Origin of the sequence: Candidatus Cardinium sp. cByotN1, assembly GCF_022810525.1 — a bacterium.
GTDB lineage: Bacteria > Bacteroidota > Bacteroidia > Cytophagales > Amoebophilaceae > Cardinium.
This window is the reverse complement of sequence record NZ_JAACGG010000027.1, coordinates 1-20,489: the sequence shown is the minus strand read 5'-3', so window position 1 is coordinate 20,489 and position 20,489 is coordinate 1. Positions and strand designations below refer to the sequence as shown.

Sequence of the window (20,489 nt, the reverse complement as noted above, 5' to 3'; positions counted from 1 at the left end):
AGTCGTGAACGGATACAAATGTAGTCTTTATCTTTAAAATAGCTGTTTCTCAGCGGAGTAGAAAATCATTTTATTTAAAGCCCACGGAGGGGGCTGAGTAAGGGAAACTTTTGCTTTTTGTGCGAGGTGCTGCCACAATCACAATAATAATAGATGGATACTACCGGATTAAGATTAACCATCTTGATCTTGTTTTGCCTCTTTACTTTTACAAAACCCTAGTGCCTGTTGAGCTGCTGCTTCTAATGCAGTTGCGATCTCTGAGCCTAAGTAGGCATTGGCTATCTGAAGATCTATAGTGAGCGTTTCTTGTGCCATATGGGCTACCTCACAGAGATGCCTATAGCCTGCTGCATGACGTAAGTCATAAAGCCGCTCAGCCAATTTAATAAAAAGGACAGAAAGCTGTATATGCTCTTCTTTAATCGCTTTTTCCAGACGATTCTCGACATATAACAATGAAGGATGGTCTAAATCTTGGTGTTGATCTATTTTTACCACGTTAGATACAAACGCGTAAACCCCTAAGTTATAATATTCTTTGATATAAGAAAGAGGCAAACAAGTATGACGCACCAACTCATAAAGCAAAGAGGCATAAACCACTTTAGGGGAGTGAAAAACCCATTCTAGGACTATTTCAGCAATTCCTACTGAACGTACATAAAACAATTGGCCCGATACATGACGCTTAAAACGAAAATGCTGGCGGAGTAATAACAGTAAACCTGAAATTGTTTTTATATCAATAGGATCTTCTGCACACAAAGATTTACAAACATGGTCGTAAAACCTCATTAATGCCATCAAGGAATCTGCCTGCTCCTTGGGGGTAACAGGGGCGTCTGAGGCTAAGCAGTCTATTGGTAATTTACCAGTCATTTTATCAAGAATAGCAGTAACATCGCTAGGCAGTACAACTAGGATAGCCTTTTCACTACCTTCCGAAGAGGTTTGTAAATAGCCATAATGGGCAGCCACAATGCTCCCGATGGTATCCCACTCAACATCTATCGACGGGGGAGCATCTTGGCCTCTTTGAGGGCCGATTCCATCTATGAGATCACCATAGACCTCCTTTACCTTCGGAAGGATGTCAGAAGCAACTGTAGACTGGCTTACTATGAGTGCAGTAGCTTGAAAATCAATAAAGGATGGAGAAGTATTCTCAATAAGATCTGCTTGCTTAAATTGTAAAGCAGTGTTGTGCAATTCTAGCCTAACAACTGGTCTAGCCGAACCCTCTGCCCTACTACTAACCCGTAAAATAGCCTTAACCAATAAGTAAACTACTTGATAAATATCGCATACAATATGGGACAATGGTGCCCCATTAGCCGCTTTTATGGGTGCTATAAAGAGTTTAGGAGGGTCAGGTAACTCTTGGGCAAGCGCATATTCTACCTTACGAATCAATTTATCCACGCTAATCTTAGTAGGCTGCAATAGAGCATGGTTTTTAGACTTTTCTCTTCTATTAAAATAGATAATCCAATCATAAAGTTTATTGATAATACTCTGGAAATCTTCTTTATACAAAGGCATATTGCCATCTAAAAAGGAAATAGATTCTTCCATCTTACGGACTACTTGAACTAAAATAGAACCATTGCCTTTAGGTGCGCTACCAGCCATTGGGGCCATCGCCAAATCATAGAGAGATGCTTTTAGTTTACGAGATACGCTAATCTTTTCTTGACTTTTTAAGTAGGTGATTTGGTTAACGTAACCATTATTCTTAGCCTTGAGATAAAGAAAAATACTAAAAATAAGTAGCCCTAATACCAAACAGAGCAACAGCAACAAAGCCACGTCTGATGGCGCCAAAACCAGTGGCTTAGTAGAATAGCCCAAACTAAGGTAGATTACCGTTAGTAATGTTAAGGTCAACAAAACGATACCCAAATATATAGGGCATATCAATAAGGTTACTGTCAAGTGTACCAAGGATAAACCTAAGGTCAAGAGCAGATGGGTACCATGCCACCAGTGCCAAAGCACGTTAATAGGAAGGCAAAATAGTAATCCTATTAGCCAAAATAGCCCCATCAACCAAGATGGTATAGCTTTGACATTTTCTGGGATAAAAGTGCTATAGCCTAAAAAACAAGCACCTAGTAAAAGTTGAGGAATGAGCCAATAGTCATGATCTGGAATAGAAGCTATAAAATAAGTGAGTAAATTACTAATGAGCACATAAATCCCCATAGATCTTAACGTAGTATGACTGGGCCGCAACTTAGCTAAAGTTTGGTTGATATGTATCAAACTATTTTTAATGGTTTCTCTGCGTTCTGCTTGCTTTCTGGCTTTTTCCTGCTGTATCTGATGCAAAGTATCATCTGGCTGAGGCCTGATCCAACCCATACCTTTAGGTTGTTTAAAACAATAGTGGGCAGCCATCATAGCCAAAGCATTGGCTAGCATGGCCAGGAAAGAGCCATCCATACCTGTAGCAGGTTCTATCCACTTGTTCCAGGCTAAAATAGTTAACACGCCTACCACCATACCGATTATAGCAGTACGAGCACTGCTTCGAAATCCAAAAATAGCTAGTATAAAAGGGGCAATGACTATGGGTACATAGCAATTAAGAGCCCAGTACATTAACCTGAGTAAATCATTACAGTAAAAAGTTAACACCATGGATAATAAACCTATCACTAATGTAGCCCATTTAGCTAATTGAAGCTGGTTAGCTTGATAAGTGTTTTTGGAACCTCGTATATGGTCTAGAATATCGTGGATAGCTATAACGGCAGAGACATTCAAATTGGAATCAGCTGTAGACATTGCCATAGCTAATAAACTAACCGCAAGAAAAGCTTTAAAAATAGGGGGAATACTATTTACTATATAGGCCCAAATTTCTGCATCTACTAAGTCTGGTGCCCCTACAAAAGCGAATATACCTACCAAGATGATAAAGCTCCATATAATGGCACTACAAATAGTCACATAAGTAAAAACTTTTTGCGCCTGGAGCGGACCAGAAGCCATGTAAACACGTTGGATAATAGATGGATACATACGGCCTATCAGGAAAGATAAAATCAATAACAACATACTTATTAGCTTCTTATTACAATTAAACAAGCTACTAAATTGAAATTTAGTAGTATGCAGTTCTAAAGATGAGATAATTTCTACAGCTGACTTACCTGTTTTAATGAACATGAACCAAGCAAGTAAAGGAATAATTATCGAAAAAGTTATAAACTGCAATACATCTGTATAGGTAACTGCACGAACGCCCCCAAAACTGGAATAAAAAACAAGTACTGAAGTAGAAATAATAGCAGCTATCCTAGGGTCAACTGTATCTATACACATAGCAATAGCCTTAGACATGGCAGTGATTTGCATAGTAATCGCAATTATAGCACCACAAAGACTAACCAAGGCTACCATAATTCTTGGGCTTTTACCATAAATGGTGCCTATCGTTTCTGCCATAGAAAGGTGTTTCATAAATGGGCCCATACGCAAAGCTAATTTGCCAATAATATAGGCATCAAAGCATGTTACAAGGGTAATGGTTATCCACCAGAGGCCGAGATTATAAACAGACTCTACCGTACGTAGTAAACCACCTCCACTATAAGCAGTAGCTAAGACAGTAGCAACTAAAGTTGCCGTAGAGAATTGTTTATTACCGATAGCATGCTCTGGAAAAGTAGTCTCTTTTCGACTAAAGTAAATACCTACTGCTAAGGTTAACAACAAAAAAACCGCCACCGTAAACAACGGCATATTCAAAAAGATCATAAAAGGTGTCATATATAAAATGAATACAAAACAAGCAAAGCAAAACAAATGGTAGCGATTTTTTTCTAGAAAAGCAAAAAAGATAGCTTGGCCGATTAAGATCCACGCCAACTGCGCCATTTCATATCTATCAGCCAAAAAAAACTTTCTCCTGCAATTTTTAAATTCATTTTGGAAACCCCTCGTACTCTATTCGTAAAGGTAATCGGCACTTCTACTATTTTGGCGCCATATTGATGCGCCAAAAATTTTATTTCTACTTGAAAACTATACCCTACAGAAGCTATAGATCTCTTTCGAGACGCGGGTTCTAGTGGCGATTTCAAAATGTTTTTCAGTAAGTCGCTCCGATAGCACACAAATCCAGCGGTGGTATCTTGAATCGGCAAGCCCGTAATAAAGCGTGCCAACCAATTGGCCATACGGGATAGTAGGATTCTAGTACAAGGCCAATTCACCACAGATCCCCCTCTAACGTAACGGGAGCCAATAACCATATCGACGCTAGGCTCTGTGCAAATAGTTAATAGCCTAGGTAAATCAGCCGGAGCGTGCGAAAAATCTCCATCCATACTACATATATAATCATACGAATAGTGCAGTGCCCAACCAAATCCAGCCAAATAGGCACGGCCCAATCCTTCCTTTTTAGGTCGGCTTAAAAGATGTAATTGACCAGGGTAAGCTTTTTGTAGTTTGATGACTACATCACCTGTTCCATCGGGGGAGTGGTCATCTACTACCAGCACATTTAACCCTATATTTAACCCAAAGATAGCCCTTAACAAGCGCTCAATATTGGCTTGTTCGTTATAAGTAGGTATAACCACTATAGCACGAAAAAGGGTTGTCATCTTTGTAATCTGTTTGAGCTATTTTAAGTAGTAGTCTCTTTTTGCGTTACAAAATAATCATGCAAAGACTTAGCTTTTGATGGGCCAATTATTGCGGCCAATGTGGCTAAAGAACTGGTTTGAATCGTCTTAAAATTACCCAATTGGTCTACTAGTTTATCTAATGTCTTAGGACCAATGCCCGGAATATCATGCCAAGCAGGTTGAAATGTTTTTTTGCTACGTTGTTTACGGTGAAAGGTAATAGCAAAACGATGCGCTTCATTTCTAATTTGCTGGAGTAGCTTAAGGGAAGGAGACTGCTTATTCAAATACAAAGGGAAAGGATCATTCGGAAAATAAAGTTCTTCTAATCGTTTGGCTATGCTAATAATGGCTAGTTGGCCATATAGGTCTAATTCCTGTAGCGCCCGTAACGCCGCATTGAGTTGTCCTTTGCCACCATCTATTACAATTAACTGAGGCAATGCTTCTGCTCCTTTTGGGCTATAGCGTCGTTTGATGATTTCATACATAGAGGCAAAATCATCGGGACCTATAACCGTTTTAATATGATAGTGGCGGTAGTCTTTTTTTGAGGGCTTACCATCCTTAAAGCAGACCATAGCAGCTACAGGATGGTCACCTTGTATATTGGAATTGTCAAAGCATTCTATCCAGTAAGGTATTTCTTTTAACTTTAAATCGTGTTGTAATTTTACAAGTGTTAAATTAGGTTTTTCTTGAAAATTAGATTTCTGATGCAAAAAATCTTTCTTACATAATAAAGCATTTTGCAGGGCCAACTCTACTAATTTCCGTTTGTCCCCAATTTTAGGCATCGTGATAGCAAAGGGACCTATCGTTAGATTAAGTGGCAGATTCACTAAAACTTCTGGGGCTGTACTATCACTGCAATCGCGGAGCGAACAGACTACTAAAGGCAATAGATCAGCGGCTTCTTCTTCCAATTTTTTGGTTAGTACACGATGTTGGGTAAAAGAAATAGCCCCCTGCTTGATATGTAAATAGCCTACAAAAGCATGATTTTCATCTGAAATAATGGCTACTACATCTAAATCTCCGACTAGTGGATTAATCACTAAGGATTTGGCTTGGTATTGCTCCAATATAATGAGCTTCTCCTTAAAACGTTGTGCTTGTTTGTAATCAAGTAGTTGTGCAGCAGCTAGCATTTTTTCTTTTAATACTTTCTTTACAGAAGCAAAATTATTTTTAAGCAAGGCCTCTATTTGGTCTATCTCTTTTTGATAATTGCTTTCGTCTTGTAAAGCCTGGCAAGGCCCTTTACAATGGCCCAAATGGTAGTCTAAACAAACTTTAAACTTATTTTTAGTGATATTTGCTTGCGAGAGGTTGTAGTTACAGGTACGGAAAGTAAATAATTTTTTAATGACCTCCAAGGTTTGTTTAATGGTGTAGGAGCTGGTAAAGGGGCCGTAGTATTTCCCCAAAGGGGGTATGGTTTTACGTGTGATGAGCACTTTAGGAAATCGATCATTCGTAATACATAAATAGGGATAGGTTTTACCATCTTTAAGTAAGATATTATATCGTGGCTGGAGCGCTTTGATTAGATTGTTTTCTAAAAGCAGGGCTTCGTACTCGGAGTTTAAAGCGGTATAGGCAATAGAGGCAATGTGCGTAATCATACGGGCTGTTTTGAGGTTATGTACCTTACTAGCAGTAAAATAATCACTTACCCGTTTTTTTATATTTTTTGCTTTCCCTACATAAATAACCTCTTCTTTTTGGTTATAGAATAGATAAATACCTGGCAAAGTAGGCAGGTACTGTATGTCATTAGGGGTATAACGTGGTGTTTCCATAGCTATAAAAGTACAAAATACCTAGGTATATGTTCAGACAATAGGATCATCTTAAGCAAGATCTATATTTATGACAGTTGCATGGAAGGAAAAGTTGTTTGATTCATTGAAAAATAGATGGTTCAGCATTACCCAATTCCTTTAACGGTATCCAGTACCCAAAATAGAGCAACCTTGTTCGAGCTCTTTTAATAAGATAATCTTAAATAATAGACATGTAGGACTACGAATATTTTACATAGATTTGTAAATTAGTATTTTATTCCGCCAAACTTTTTAAGAAGCACCTTTAATGCACTAACAAATATTGTGCTTATTTTACTGAGATTGGTTTAAAAAAACTTTATTATTATTTATGTTTAATATCATTCTAGTAGGTCCTCCTGGTTCGGGCAAGGGCACACAAGCTGAGCGACTTATTCAAAGATATGGCTTTATTTCCATCGCTTTAGGTGCTTTATTGCGCCAAGAAATGGCAGAAAATGGGCCGAATAAAAAATTGATTGAATCATACATCAATAGTGGTCAATTGGTACCAGATAGTCTATCTTTGCAATTGATAACGCAGCTGGTAGAAGCACAACCTACTGATGGATTGTTGTTATTTGATGGCTTTCCTAGAACCCTGGCACAGGCCACTTTCTTAGATAATTTTTTAACTGAATACCAAACTAAAATAGATGGCGTCATCTTTTTAGATGTATCCAGCGAACACTTACTCAAACGGCTTAAACATCGTGCAACCATTGAAGCAAGATCTGATGACCAAGACGATAGCAAAATCAAAACACGTATGCAAATATATCAAGAAGAGACACTTCCTATTCTCAACTATTACAAGGCCCAAGAGAAACTACATTGTGTAAATGGGCTACAAGATGTAGACCAAGTAACTCAAGCCATTGAAGCCATTATGGATAGACTGATATTGTAACGACCATGTCCGTACCCAACTTTATCGATCATGTTAAGCTTTACCTACGCGCGGGCAAAGGAGGAGCTGGTCTGATTCATTTCATACGTGCCAAGTTTGTCCCAAAGGGAGGACCAGATGGAGGAGATGGAGGGCGAGGAGGGCATATCATTTTACGTGGTGCTAAACAGTATGGTACCTTACTCCATCTTAAATACCGAAAACACGTCATCGCAACCAATGGAGAACCAGGCGGAGACAGCTGTAAAACAGGAGCCAGTGGAAAAGATATGATCATAGACGTACCATTAGGTACAGTAGCCAAAGGTGCAGATGATGACCAAGTATTGTTAGAGGTGTTGGAGGACAAAAAGAAATATATCTTAATGCAAGGGGGAAAAGGTGGCTGGGGTAATACCCATTTTAAGACACCTACCCATCAAACACCCCGTATCGCTTATCCAGGAGAGGCAGGCAGAGAGGGTTGGACCATATTGGAATTGAAATTATTGGCCGATGTAGGCCTTGTAGGACTACCAAATGCGGGTAAATCTACGCTACTTTCAGTGGTATCAGCAGCTAAGCCTCGGATTGATAGTTATCCTTTTACCACTTTAGTACCCAATCTTGGTGTAGTAGCTTATCGGGAGAACTATTCTTTTGTTATGGCAGATATTCCAGGGATTATAGAGGGAGCAGCCACTGGAAAAGGTTTAGGTACGCGTTTCCTGCGCCATATCGAACGCAATGCAGTTTTAGTATTTATGGTTAGTGCAGCGTCTAATGATATCCATCAGTGTTACGAAATGTTGCGCGGCGAATTAGAAGCGCATAATCCCTCATTACTAGACAAACCCAGCCTACTGGTTATTTCAAAAATAGACTTATTAGACGAAACAGCACGTAAAACCCTGTTACAAACCCTACCGCAGGGAATCACATGTTGTCTTATCTCTGCTAGCACGGGAGAAGGTATCCTACACCTTAAAGACCTCATCTGGGAAAAACTTTCTACTTTGGCATGAAAGAGGTAGCAGGGTAATCACATGCAAGCAGTATGCAATTGGTCTGAGTGAACCTGACTGTCTAAATAAATACGGGTATTGAATAGCTAATAATAGATGCACAATAAGGTCAAAACACTTGGTAAAGAGACTATTATATATAGCATAACCAATATTATCGTACGCGGATGTTCGTATTTAGTCTTGCTGATTCAAACCCATAGACTAACACCCAGCGCTTATAGTATTGTTACAGAATGCTATGGGACTTACCTTGCTTTGGGTCATGTCTTCTACGACTTAGCAATGGATATGACCTATTTTAGGTTTGTCCATCAATTAGGCAAACAATATACTTTCAATATAATTGTAACCCTATTACTGCTTACCAGTCTTGTTTTTTCCACGCTGCTGATTAGCTATACACCAGAGATCGCAAAGATAAGCAACCAGCTAGCCCATATACGTTATTTCTACTATATGACTGGTATTCTTATTTTAGATACCTTACTGATGATTCCCTATGCGAAACTACGTGTAGAAAAAAAGACTTTTTATTTTTTATCAGTGAAATTTTTACAAGCTTTTGCCAACATTATTTTTTCTGCTATCCTGCTTTACTTGCCTTCTTGCTTAAGATTAATAGAATGTATAGTAGCTAATTGCTTGAATGTAAAAGTAGCGCTAAATGGATTAGATGCTGTGTTCATGGCCAACTTATTGTCTAATCTAACTGCTTTAGCCTTTCTATTACCAAATTTTAAAGGATTTTATTTGATTTGGCATAGCCATACACTTCAGCTCATAAGAGGGTATGCAACCACTGCTTTTTTGACAACGCTATTTTTTAGAATTAATGAAACACTACCACTATGGTTGTTTCTAAAATGGACTCCTAATAATTTTTATAGTACCCATACAAAAGAGGAGATATTCGGTAACTTTGGTGCTTCTTGTAAGCTAACTGTATGTATAACACTAGGGATTCAGGCTTTTAAACATGCTGCAGAACCTTTCTTTTTTGCTAACTCAGATCGAAAAGAAGCACTAAGATTATATAGCCAAACGATGCATCTATTTATACTTGTATCTTGTTTTTGCTTATTGATTTTTAGTTTAAATCTAAACTGGATAGCCAAAATTCTCATTCCGAAAGCAGACTACCGTCATACGGTTGACACCGTACCTTACCTAACATTTACGCATATTGTTTTAGGTGTCTATTATAACCTTAGTGCCTCATTTAAACTAGGCAATCAACCGCAATATAATGTTTGGATTAGTGCATTTGGCAGCTTAGTGATTGGATCTATGGGGCTCGTATGGATACCAAGTTTGGGTCATTGGGGTTGTGTATATGCTGCTATGAGTGGTGCAGTTGTTATGACCCTGATAGGGTATTATATGGGTCAGAGATGTTATCCAATACCTTATCGTAAAAAAGGTTTTTTACTGATTTTGCTTACATCTTTAGTGGTGGGGCATATTCCTTTATGGCCATCTAAATTAGCTTTTTTAGGTGTAGGATGGGCTTATATATTGCTTCATGTAGCTATTTTGGCCATCTTTTATGGGTTGGCTATTGGATGGAAAAAATCCACGAATCTTAAAGAAGAATAAAGGTATCTGTGCACGAGATTGGTAAAACAGGCTTTTTGTCCACTTTTTTTTGATAAAAAAGTGGACAAAAAATGAAGTATCTGTTCATGCAATGGCGTCAACTTAAGTAATTTTTTATTTTTTTATTTGATTATAAAGCTTTTTTATCTTACTTTTTTCTTGATAAAAAAGTAAGCAAAAAATCAAGCCCTGGTAAAAAGTTGCGAAAAGCTCCCCTCACAGCTGGAAAAACAGAACTCGCCCGCTGCGCGGGCTTCAAACAGGCTGTTTTTCTATTTCAGCTGTGAGGGCTGCTTTCTGATCGCAGCTTTTTACAAGGGGCGTTTTTTTCCTAGCATAAGCCATAGTGGTGAACGGACAATGGCGTCAACTTAAGTAATTTTTTATTTTTTTATTTGATTATAAAGCTTTTTAACTTACTTTTTTCTTGATAAAAAAGTAAGCAAAAAATCAAGCCCTGTGCAAAAAACTGCTAAAAGCTCAGCTTACAGCTGGAAAAACAGAACTCGCCAGCTACGCGGGCTTCAAACAGGCTGTTTTTCTTTTCATCTATAAGCTGAGCTTTCTGATCGCAGCTTTTTACAAGGGGCGTTTTTTGAGTGTACTTGTGCCACACTAGTGAATGGATACAAAAAACTATATACAATCCAGTTGCTTAGACGAATTGTGGCAAGGCCACGCACAAAAAGAAAAAACGGCCCTTGTAAAATAGTGGATAAAAAAGCCTTATTGTTGAATAGACTTGGCTGGATTCCCCAGTAACACATCACCACGTTTAACATTTCCTAAAACAACCGACCCTGCACCAATGCTAGCTCCTTTTTGAATCGTAACCCTCGGAATAATGCTAGCACCTATGCCAATAAAGACATCCTCTTCTACCGTTACATGCTCTCCAATAATACTACCCGCCCCTATCTCTACCCAATCATGAATATGCGTTTCTGCTTGAATAATGACCCCATTGTGTAAGATGGTATGATTCCCTACAGTTACATCTGAAGCCAAACAAACTTGTGCCCCTATGTAGTTGCCTTGACCTAGTTGAACCGTATCAGCTATAGTAGCAGATGGATGGATCGCTGAGATAGGGGTAGATTTTTGTTGCGCTAATAAAAAATTTAAACAGCTTTTTCGTTTTTGCATATGGCGATAGGCTATAAAAGAAGCACATTCTTGATCCAGTAACGCTAAAAACCTTGGATCATTGGTCACCCCTAAAATAGGTATGTTATGCAGGGTAGTATCATGCCATCTTGCTTCATCCTCTAAAATACCATAAACGATTAAGTTATTTTTCTCAAAAATATCTAAGGCTCCTTTGGTAAGGTCACACATACCAAAAACAATTACACTCTTGTGCATATAATTTTATTAAAGTTTAAGATTAATGGTTCTATTGTAGAAAAATAGTATACTTTTAGATTCATAATGATGTTCAAAGCATAAAATAGAGGAACCTAATATAAAAGAATTTGGGTTTTCAGTAAAAATCTATCTATTCAGCCCTATGGCAAGAAAAAAGAAAAGTAAGTGAATGAATACAAAGAAAAAAGTAGATAAAAAACTTTTTTACTAAAATAGTGAACAACCCGTTAATTATTGCCTATTGCTGCAGCCATTACGCTCCGGAATTGATAGTAGAGGACCACTAGCAAAGCGCAGTTTTTTAACTTCCCTTCCCTTCTTGTTCTTCTAGAATATGTAATTCCTTACTCACATTACCGGTTGCTCGATACCAAATAATAGTAGTTAGCAACAAAAAACATAATAATATACCTGAAAGAGATTGAATGCTATTGGTCCGAAGTAATTCAAGTAATGCAATTTGAATCCAGGAAGATCCTGCTTTGCCCAAACGGGAACCTAATAGATCTACAGTAGCCTTTCCTTTAATTTTTGTTTCTATATCAAGTGGAATATAAGCCATTTGCGTCGTTTTATCAAAAAAAGCATATTTGATCGATTTGACCGCTATATTATGAATACCACCAAAAATTACCAGGTATAAAACTAATTTCGACCCAACCCAATTGGTTAAATAAGGCACGTTATTTTTACTATAACTCATTAAAAAGAAAAAAGTACCCATACATCCAATAATGGCTGGTGCAATGCGTGCAGTTGTTTGCCATCCAAATTTTCTTAGAATACCTCCACTAAAGAAAAGAGAGATGACCAAGGCAATAATACCTGTCCAACAATTGAGCTCTGATACAAAACTTTGATAATCTACTGCTTTTGGAAAAGCTTCTTTGAGATAAGATTTCCAAGTGCCTTCTACAATGTTTATGGAGAGTCCGCAAGCAACCACCATAATGGCTATATTGCGTATATAATGGGAAGCAGCCACATGCTTGAGGCTCCCCCAGAGGGATAAGCGTAGTACCTGAGGGGCCTTTCGGTTGGTACTATTGAGATCTGGTTTTAGGATATGATTGGCCAACCAATAGGTAAATAAAATAGCTAGGCAGCAGTAAGCCACATAGGTTATTAAGGCTTGCACCGTGCAGACAAAATCACCATGACTATATTTTTTGGTATAAGCTAATACGAGTGGCCCTGTAATAATCAGTGCCACATCACCTGCAGCAATTAAAATGGCATAGCATCGTTTGGCATCTTCCATCTTGCAAACATTATTCACAAAACTCCAATAAAGTAACATAAGAGCTACTTGGCCCCAAAGCTCTGCCACTACAAAAAATAGGACATGAATCCAATGGCGGAAAGCAGCTATCCAATGCAAATACTTGCCACCTGTATAGTTACTTAACCAATCTGCCATCGCATAAGGACTAAACTTTGTTGCATGGGGGTACAATACAAAACCGTATAAAAGAATCAAACCTAAAAAAAAGAGAATGGTGCTGTAGAAGAGGGTAGTTTGCTTTAAGCAATTGTTTAGTTTGGTATACAGTAGCACTACTGCTATCGAAATCGGAAAGATGACCGAACCTTTTATAATGGGAATAACCTCAGCAGCTGAGTGGCTAGCTGTGACCAGAACGGTATCCTTAAGTGCGGTTAAAATACAATAAACAAAAGAAATCAGAAATTTTAAAAGTAGTAGAAGCAATATTTTTTGTTTTTCTCCTTTTTTTATCGGAAAAATAATTTGTAACCATTTTTTTAACCACGATAAAGATATAGAATGAGCCATAGTGGTTTACTAAATCAGAGGGTTGTTTTCGCGATGCAATTTAGTAAAAATTTATAAATTCCCCATATGATATTTGCGTTAAAAGTTAATAGTTGTATAACTATTTATTTTTTTTCATAGCTTTATAGTGCTGTTAACTGGTTTGAGCCAGTCAAGTTTCCTTATATAAATCCTTTTTTATGCGCATCATTTCATCACTAGTATGTATGCTTTGTATCACGGCTACTGTTAAAGCTGTCGAAAGCAGTTCATCCATGGCTACTCAGTTAGCTGATTGCTACTTAAAATCATTTACTGAAGGAACACCCCCTTTGCCCAAGCAAGATCAAGCCAAAAAAACAAAACCATCGGATATCAATATTACCGACACGCATCTTTCACCAAGAACAGAACGGGCTGTAGTATTCAATCAAATTTTTGCTAAAAGCAATTTTTATAACGACTGTTATCAACAGGCTAGTAGCCTATTGAACCCATATGTTTGGAACGATTTGCATCTTTTTTGTGGCACCACTACTACACCAGCTTATCATTTTTTCTCGAGGATTAATAAAACAATTACTGTTTTAGGAGAAGCAGCGCTTGCTTCACTGCTGGCTGCACCGGTTGCTAGCATGGAGTCTCTTAGCAAACGCCAGCGATATATAGATTTTTTCTGCCAGAATAAAGAACTATCTAGTGATATAAAAACTCAGATACAAGATTATAAATCATCTGAAAAAAACATGCTCTCTTTTTGGACTGAAACAGATCCGCTCTATGGTGAGGCATATAATAAATATTTGACTGGTTTATTTTATACCAAGTCTCCTGCTTCCAATAAATTGGCTAGTCCGTTGCAAACAAGAAAAATACTTTTGCGAGATATTTGGAATATTTATTCTAAATACGTGTGGTATCCTTTAGTTGTTGGTATTCCTACTACAGAAATAGCGAATCCGGTGCTAAATATAACACGTAAAGAATGCTATAAGTATGTTTTACCTGTGTTTGTACCAATATATAATTTTACCCGTATTAGCAATATAGTAGACTGGGTAGTACAACGCAACAATCTAAATAAAAAGGCTATTAATGAAGATTTTAAGAATGAGTCAATGATCTTAAAGAACATTTACTACACGTATTCCGGTGTTATTACTATACACTCTCTCTATCAATACTACATAGGATACTGTAACTATAAAGAGTATGCAGGTGTTTTGAGACATCTTGCCTTGCGTATGGCCGACGTCCAAACCTTTTTGGTAACAGCTCAAAAAGTAAATGAATTGGTTCATAAAAATGCTGATTTAGAAGCATTATATGGCCCACAACTTAAACCGATAAGAGACCTCTTAGCACGTGCAAAGGAATCTTCTGAGGTGGGTAATTTATTGCGCTATCTACAGGAACTACCCTTGCGTTCTTGGTCTTATTTCTGCAGTAATGCCGGTAAATTATTGGCTAGCTATAAACTTTTTGTAGAACATAAAGCTAGTTTCCATGATGCCATGTATGCCTTAGGAGAGTTAGATGCCTTTTTATCTATTGCTACCCTTATGCAAGAAACCGCTGCTATGAATGGGCCACATGGCTATACCTTTACCAAGCTCTTGTCCCCTAAAAGCTATACCAAGCCCCGGCTGGCTATTGCTGGCATGTGGAACCCCATGTTAAACCCCAGTGAAGCTGTTGGTAATGATGTAATGATGGGCCAAACTACTCAAACACAAACGATTGTTTTAACCGGTCCGAATGCGGGGGGTAAATCTACCTTTTTAACGGGTGTGGCCACGACTGTTTTGTTAAGTCAAACTTTTGGTATAGCACCTGCTAAGTCCTGTGAAATGACACTTTTTAGCAAAATCAATACCTACATCGATATTACCGATGACATTGCAGCTGGTAAATCACTCTTTTTGGCAGAAGTAGATCGATTTCACTCTCACTTGAGGATATTAAAAAGATTAAAAGAAAGTGAGTTTAGTTTTTCCATTTTTGATGAACCTTTTAATGGCACCAATCCAGTGGAAGGCGGGGCAGCAGAATATTCTGTCTTAAACTATATTGGCCAATATAGCAACGCCTTAAATATTGTGGCCACGCACTACCCAATTATAATGCTTTTAGAAGAGCGGGAACCTGCAAAAGGCTTTAAAAATTATAAAGTTTATATCAAGCCCATAGGCAAAGATGGAAAAATTCATTACACCTATAAAATAGTTCCTGGTGCTTCTAATCAAACGATTGCCATAGATATATTAGCAGAACAGGGGTATGCAACTGAAATGTTGCAACAAGCCAGAGATATTATCAGTCACCCAGAGGCGTATAATAAAAACTTTTCAAATAGTGCAGCAGATCCAAAACGACCTAAGAAAAACGCTCGTAAATAATTCCCCTACTTTTTATGCGGTATGTTGCTCCAGGTTATGTCATTTTGACATAGCCTGGAACAGATCAGTTCATTTGGCATGGACTTTGTAGCACTTCTATATGTAATAGCGCTAAATAAATGGCTCTATCAGTAAAGGAAACAATCAAATACAAATAAAATAGAAATTAGCAATGGGAAAAATAATTGGAATCGATTTAGGAACCACCAACTCCTGCGTTGCCGTTATGGAAGGTAACGAGCCAGTAGTGATTCCTAATAACGAAGGCAAAAGAACTACACCATCTGTAGTTGCTTTTTTAAATGGTGGAAAGGGGGAGCGAAAAGTAGGCGATCCTGCTAAGCGCCAGGCCATTATAAATCCGCATAATACCATAAGCTCCATTAAGCGTTTTATGGGTAAAGGCTATAATAGTGTCGCTAATGAGCTTAACGAAGTGGCCTATCAGGTAGAAAGTGGTTCCAACAATACCGTCCGTGTACGGATTGGTGACCGGCTCTATACACCTCAAGAGATTTCCGCTATTATTCTACAAAAGATGAAGAGTGCGGCCGAAGACTACTTAGGTACAACAGTTACAGAAGCAGTTATTACCGTTCCTGCTTATTTTAATGACGCAGAACGACAAGCCACTAAAGAGGCGGGCGAAATAGCTGGTTTGACTGTAAAACGGATTATTAATGAGCCAACTGCTGCGGCTTTAGCCTATGGCCTAGACAAAAAAAATAAAGATATCACCATCGCTGTCTTTGACCTTGGAGGGGGTACCTTTGACATTTCTATTTTAGAGCTTGGTGATGGGGTTTTTGAAGTTAAATCTACCAATGGAGATATCCATTTAGGTGGAGATGATTTTGACCAAAAAATAACAGATTGGCTCGCAGATAGTTTTCAAAAAGAACAAGGCGTTGATTTAAGAAAAGATCCAACTGCACTACAGCGCCTGAGAGAGGCTGCTGAAAAAGCTAAAATTGAGCTTTCTAGTGCAACCACTACGGAGATTAATCTTCCCTATATTACTGCCATTGATGGAGTCCCTAAACACCTCGTACAACAACTATCTAGGGCACAGTTTGAAAAACTAGTAGATGACTTAGTAAAACGTACCCTAACACCTTGTCAGCAAGCTTTAAAAGATGCTTTTGGTGATACATCTGATCCACAGAGTAAAATTCATGAAGTTATTTTAGTAGGTGGGTCTACCCGCATACCAAAGATTCAAGAAGAAGTAGAGCGCTTTTTTGGTAAAAAACCTTCCAAAGGGGTCAATCCTGATGAAGTAGTAGCCGTAGGAGCCGCTATCCAAGGAGGTGTACTAACCGGAGAAGTAAAAGATGTTTTATTGCTTGACGTTATTCCATTATCGTTAGGTATTGAAACATTAGGAGGGGTTTTTACCAAGTTAATTGAGGCTAATACTACTATTCCAACAAGAAAATCAGAAGTTTTTTCGACAGCGTCAGACAACCAATCTTCTGTTATCGTCCATGTGCTACAAGGCAATAGACCTATGGCCAAACATAATCGTACGATTGGTCAGTTTCATTTATCTGATATACCACCTGCCCCAAAAGGTGTTCCACAAATAGAAGTTGCTTTTGATGTAGATGCCAATGGTATATTGCATGTTTCTGCAAAAGATAGAGGTACTGGTAAAGAACAAAAGATTCGAATCGAAGCCTCATCTGGCTTAACCGAAGATGAAATCAAACGCATGAGGGAGGAAGCAGAAGCTAATGCAGCTGCCGATAAAGCAGAAAAAGAGCAAATCGATAAAATTAATCAGGCCGATTCGTTTATATTTGAGGTAGAAAAACAACTCAAAGAGCTAGGTGATAAAATCAGTGAAGAAGATAGAAAAAATATAGAACCCGCTTTGGCAGACTTGAAAAAAGCACATGGAGAAAAAGATATTGCGGCTATTGATGCTGGATTAGAGGCTCTAAACAAAGTTTGGAGTGAAGTCATGGCTAAGGTCTACCAAAAATCGCAGGCTACCGAACAAGGCGCTACTGCGACTGCAGGACAAGAAGGGGCTACAGACGGTAGTAGTAATGTAACAGATGCTGAATTTGAAGAAGTAAAATAAATATGCTTTATCTTTTTCTTCTATTAGGAGCGGCTTTCTAATGCCTTTTTAGGGAGTCGCTTTTTTATATTTAAACCTAGAAACAATCAACATCCGTGCTTCCAATGCCCTGTATGATTTGTTTATTCTCCTCAATTTTACTAAATTCAAGTACCCTGGGTTTGCGTATCCTATCATTATATATTCTTTATGCTTAAAACCAAGTATTATTATAACCCCGCTACTTGTAGCTATGAGCGTGCACACACATCTACATTGGTGCTTATCTTACGCAGTTGTCTATTTATATTTTTTTCGGTAGGTCTAGCAGTTGTTATAGTGAGGTATTATCAAGGTCATTTTATTTCACCAAGAGAAGAAGAACTATTACGTAGTAAACAAGAACTTGAGACTTATTACTATGATGTCCAAAAAAAAATAGAAAGTAGTGCGGCACTCTTGGCTACCTTGCAACAACAGGATGATGATTTATATAGGGTATTGTTAAATGCACCTCCCCTTTCTGCTACAGAGCGTAATGCGGGCATTGGAGGTGTAAATAAATATGCCCACTTAGGCAAAGGCACATTAATTGTTGAAACTTTGTCTAAAGTAGATCAACTTATTAGTCAGTTGAAAATTCAGAAAAAATCTTACGATCAAATATGGAGTCTGGCAAAAAGACATAGAGGCAGATTGCGATCTATGCCTACCTTACCACCCGTTGCTAAGGAACACTTGAAAAGAATATCTGGTCATTTTGGTATGCGCCCCCACCCAATCTTTAAAATACTCAGGATGCACGAAGGTGTTGATTTTGCAGCTCCTATCCGTACACCCATCTATGCTGCTGCAGATGGGTATGTTAAATGGATTCAAGAACATAAAAAAGGGTATGGCAATCACGTGCTTATTGAGCATGGTAATGGTTTTCAAACCCATTATGCTCATATGCATACCATCATCATTAAACAAGGGCAACGCATAACTAGGGGGCAGCAGATTGGTACAGTTGGCAATTCTGGCGATGCAACTGGCCCTCACCTTCACTATGAGGTCTATTGCAATGGACGTCGTGTAAATCCAGTTCAATATTTTGTAGGAGAGCTTACTGCTGCTGAATATGAAGCCATTCGTAAGCAAGCAGCTCATCCAACACAAGCTCTTTGCTCAAACTTTTAGGCTGGCTTAGTAATAAAAAGATTTGTACTTACTTTTTTCTGGATAAATGGAAAAAAAGTATTTTACCATCCAAGAGGTAGCCCGTCATTTTGGTGTAGCGCCTTCTTTAATACGTTTTTGGGAAAAAGCTTTTAGTGGTATTCTGAAACCAACTAAAAACAGCAAAGGAGCTAGAAGGTATCAAGAAAAAGATATCGCTCAATTGCGGTATATCTATACGCTTGTTAAAGAAAAAGGATATAACTTAGCAGGTGCACGCAAAGTAATCCAGAAACATAGTATTGCGCCGACCATTACCCCAGCAGAGGTCGTTGAACGATTGCATCGCTTACGTGATTTTTTAATTGCTTTAAAGAAAGATTCTATATGATTGCCCCGGTCACTTCAGCAGAAAAGCACTATCGGTTGGCGCTCTCATTGGTACCAGGTATAGGCTGTGCTCGGTTAAAAAAATTATTGGCCTATTTCGGCAGCGCGCAAGCAGTATTTACCGCCGCACATCAAGGCAATCGTTTGCTTCCCTATAAAATAGCCCAAGCTATCGCCTCAGGCAGTAACCTGGACCAGGCAGAAAAAATGCTAGCATTGCATCAAGCAGCGGGCATTCAATTGCTAACAACAGGGGAAGAGCATTATCCGAAACGATTGTTAGACTTACCAGATAGGCCTTCTATTCTTTATTATAAAGGACAAGCCCTATTGAATCAACAACGAGTAGTAGCCATTGTAGGAACCAGGCAATTAACATCTTATGGCCAAGCATCCATTACCAAATTTTTAGAACAACTACTCCCCTATCAGCCGCTTGTGGTGAGTGGCTTAGCCTATGGAGCAGATATATGGGCCCATAAACAAGCACTAGAGATGGGGCTCGCTACAGTAGCCGTTTTACCAACCAGCGTGCATGAAATCTACCCTACTGCACACAAAAAAATAGCGATGAAAATGTGCAACTCTAGAGGAGGTTTAATCGCAGAATACCCTATAGGCAGTGGACTAGGTGCCCATACCTTTGTGGCACGCAATAGAATTTTAGCTGGTCTAGCAGATGTAACTATAGTGATTGAGGCCAAAGAAAAAAGTGGTGCATTGATCACTGCCTATTATGCCAATAATTACCATCGGGAAGTGTTTGCATTACCAGGTAGTATCTATTCAGATACTTCTGCAGGATGCCATCGATTAATCAAACGCAATCAAGCCCACCTGCTGACCCATATCAGTGACTTAGCCTATATCATGAACTGGGAAGTGCACGCTCCATCCCAATCGAATACTTATCCTAACTATCCACTTACAGGCTCAGAACAGATAATTTTAAAACAGTTTGAGCAGTCAGTCGAACCAATAGCTATTGATAGCCTAACCGATGCTACTGCTTTGCCAACCGGAGAAGTACAAGCGGCTTTATTATCGCTTGAATTACAAGGGTTATTGCGTGCATTACCCGGTAAGCGTTTTATAGTAGCACCTATATATAAACGTCAGGTGGGGATTAGTATAGTGGACTGATTTATTAAAACAAATTTTTATTAAGTTTGTTTTCTACTTTTTGGTCAAGCAAAGGTATCTATTCATCATTTTGTCAAGACCACCCATAAAAAGAAAGTATCTGTTCCTGACACTGGTAAAAAATGAATTTTTTAAAGCTACTTTTTGCTTGATAAAAAAGTAAGCAAAAAATCAAGCCCTGGTAAAAAGTTGCGGAAA

At 38.4% G+C, this 20,489-nt stretch carries 13 protein-coding genes; 8 read left to right on the top strand and 5 right to left on the bottom strand.

Translation table 11 applies throughout. From position 1 onward, the window contains the following. Positions 1 to 174: 174 nt before the first annotated feature. The 3 genes from MUW73_RS01080 to uvrC form a co-directional block, all read right to left on the bottom strand. Complete coding sequence (locus tag MUW73_RS01080) at positions 175 to 3,753, bottom strand: sodium:solute symporter family transporter (RefSeq protein ID WP_243575165.1); 3,579 nt, start codon at positions 3,751 to 3,753, stop codon at positions 175 to 177. Positions 3,754 to 3,863: 110 nt separating this feature from the next. After that, the gene (locus MUW73_RS01075) at positions 3,864 to 4,622 is read right to left on the bottom strand and encodes a polyprenol monophosphomannose synthase (protein WP_243018687.1); all 759 of its coding nucleotides are present in this window, start codon (positions 4,620 to 4,622) and stop codon (positions 3,864 to 3,866) included. A 23-nt stretch (positions 4,623 to 4,645) separates the two neighbouring features. Beyond that, the gene (uvrC, locus tag MUW73_RS01070; RefSeq protein ID WP_243018688.1) at positions 4,646 to 6,451 is read right to left on the bottom strand and encodes an excinuclease ABC subunit UvrC; all 1,806 of its coding nucleotides are present in this window, start codon (positions 6,449 to 6,451) and stop codon (positions 4,646 to 4,648) included. A gap of 355 nt (positions 6,452 to 6,806) precedes the next feature. On the opposite strand from uvrC, the gene MUW73_RS01065 reads away from it, so the two are divergent. The 3 genes from MUW73_RS01065 to MUW73_RS01055 all read left to right on the top strand — a co-directional run bounded on the left by MUW73_RS01065 (position 6,807) and on the right by MUW73_RS01055 (position 9,988). Beyond that, positions 6,807 to 7,385: an adenylate kinase gene (locus tag MUW73_RS01065; RefSeq protein WP_243018689.1), complete on the top strand. Its 579-nt coding sequence runs from the start codon at positions 6,807 to 6,809 to the stop codon at positions 7,383 to 7,385. Positions 7,386 to 7,390: 5 nt separating this feature from the next. Further along, on the top strand, positions 7,391 to 8,389 hold the full coding sequence (gene obgE / locus MUW73_RS01060; RefSeq protein WP_243018690.1) for a GTPase ObgE: 999 nt from the start codon (positions 7,391 to 7,393) through the stop codon (positions 8,387 to 8,389). 96 nt (positions 8,390 to 8,485) lie between these two features. After that, positions 8,486 to 9,988 carry a lipopolysaccharide biosynthesis protein gene (locus tag MUW73_RS01055; RefSeq protein ID WP_243018691.1) on the top strand — a complete coding sequence of 501 codons (1,503 nt, stop codon included), beginning with the start codon at positions 8,486 to 8,488 and terminating at the stop codon, positions 9,986 to 9,988. Positions 9,989 to 10,714: 726 nt separating this feature from the next. Here the strand turns inward: MUW73_RS01055 and MUW73_RS01050 are convergent. Together MUW73_RS01050 and MUW73_RS01045 are read right to left on the bottom strand one after the other, a co-directional pair. Continuing rightward, positions 10,715 to 11,353, bottom strand: coding sequence for an acetyltransferase (locus MUW73_RS01050; protein WP_243575164.1), 639 nt, complete (start codon positions 11,351 to 11,353; stop codon positions 10,715 to 10,717). 304 nt (positions 11,354 to 11,657) lie between these two features. Beyond that, the gene (locus MUW73_RS01045; protein ID WP_243018061.1) at positions 11,658 to 13,151 is read right to left on the bottom strand and encodes an NTP/NDP exchange transporter; all 1,494 of its coding nucleotides are present in this window, start codon (positions 13,149 to 13,151) and stop codon (positions 11,658 to 11,660) included. A 254-nt stretch (positions 13,152 to 13,405) separates the two neighbouring features. Here MUW73_RS01045 and MUW73_RS01040 point away from each other — a divergent pair, with 254 nt between their 5' ends. From MUW73_RS01040 to dprA, 5 genes are all read left to right on the top strand, one after another. Continuing rightward, the gene (locus MUW73_RS01040; protein ID WP_243018062.1) at positions 13,406 to 15,529 is read left to right on the top strand and encodes a MutS-related protein; all 2,124 of its coding nucleotides are present in this window, start codon (positions 13,406 to 13,408) and stop codon (positions 15,527 to 15,529) included. A gap of 172 nt (positions 15,530 to 15,701) precedes the next feature. Then, positions 15,702 to 17,618 (top strand): molecular chaperone DnaK, encoded by a 1,917-nt coding sequence (gene dnaK / locus MUW73_RS01035; protein ID WP_243018063.1) that lies wholly within the window; start codon positions 15,702 to 15,704, stop codon positions 17,616 to 17,618. 189 nt (positions 17,619 to 17,807) lie between these two features. Continuing rightward, positions 17,808 to 18,779 (top strand): peptidoglycan DD-metalloendopeptidase family protein, encoded by a 972-nt coding sequence (locus MUW73_RS01030; protein ID WP_243018064.1) that lies wholly within the window; start codon positions 17,808 to 17,810, stop codon positions 18,777 to 18,779. Positions 18,780 to 18,825: 46 nt separating this feature from the next. Beyond that, a complete protein-coding gene (locus MUW73_RS01025) occupies positions 18,826 to 19,149 on the top strand; it encodes a MerR family transcriptional regulator (protein WP_243018065.1) in 324 nt (107 codons plus the stop codon). Next, positions 19,146 to 20,291: a DNA-processing protein DprA gene (dprA, locus tag MUW73_RS01020; RefSeq protein WP_243018066.1), complete on the top strand. Its 1,146-nt coding sequence runs from the start codon at positions 19,146 to 19,148 to the stop codon at positions 20,289 to 20,291. Before MUW73_RS01025 ends, dprA begins: the two co-directional genes overlap by 4 nt. Positions 20,292 to 20,489 lie beyond the last annotated feature (198 nt).

Coding starts and splice junctions, on each gene's coding strand:
- MUW73_RS01025 (WP_243018065.1), top strand. CDS start 18,826: ATGGAAAAAAAGTATTTTACCATCCAAGAGGTAGCCCGTCATTTTGGT.
- obgE (WP_243018690.1), top strand. CDS start 7,391: ATGTCCGTACCCAACTTTATCGATCATGTTAAGCTTTACCTACGCGCG.
- uvrC (WP_243018688.1), bottom strand. CDS start 6,451: ATGGAAACACCACGTTATACCCCTAATGACATACAGTACCTGCCTACT.
- MUW73_RS01065 (WP_243018689.1), top strand. CDS start 6,807: ATGTTTAATATCATTCTAGTAGGTCCTCCTGGTTCGGGCAAGGGCACA.
- dnaK (WP_243018063.1), top strand. CDS start 15,702: ATGGGAAAAATAATTGGAATCGATTTAGGAACCACCAACTCCTGCGTT.
- MUW73_RS01050 (WP_243575164.1), bottom strand. CDS start 11,353: ATGCACAAGAGTGTAATTGTTTTTGGTATGTGTGACCTTACCAAAGGA.
- MUW73_RS01080 (WP_243575165.1), bottom strand. CDS start 3,753: ATGCCGTTGTTTACGGTGGCGGTTTTTTTGTTGTTAACCTTAGCAGTA.
- MUW73_RS01055 (WP_243018691.1), top strand. CDS start 8,486: ATGCACAATAAGGTCAAAACACTTGGTAAAGAGACTATTATATATAGC.
- MUW73_RS01030 (WP_243018064.1), top strand. CDS start 17,808: ATGCTTAAAACCAAGTATTATTATAACCCCGCTACTTGTAGCTATGAG.
- MUW73_RS01045 (WP_243018061.1), bottom strand. CDS start 13,151: ATGGCTCATTCTATATCTTTATCGTGGTTAAAAAAATGGTTACAAATT.
- dprA (WP_243018066.1), top strand. CDS start 19,146: ATGATTGCCCCGGTCACTTCAGCAGAAAAGCACTATCGGTTGGCGCTC.
- MUW73_RS01075 (WP_243018687.1), bottom strand. CDS start 4,622: ATGACAACCCTTTTTCGTGCTATAGTGGTTATACCTACTTATAACGAA.
- MUW73_RS01040 (WP_243018062.1), top strand. CDS start 13,406: ATGGCTACTCAGTTAGCTGATTGCTACTTAAAATCATTTACTGAAGGA.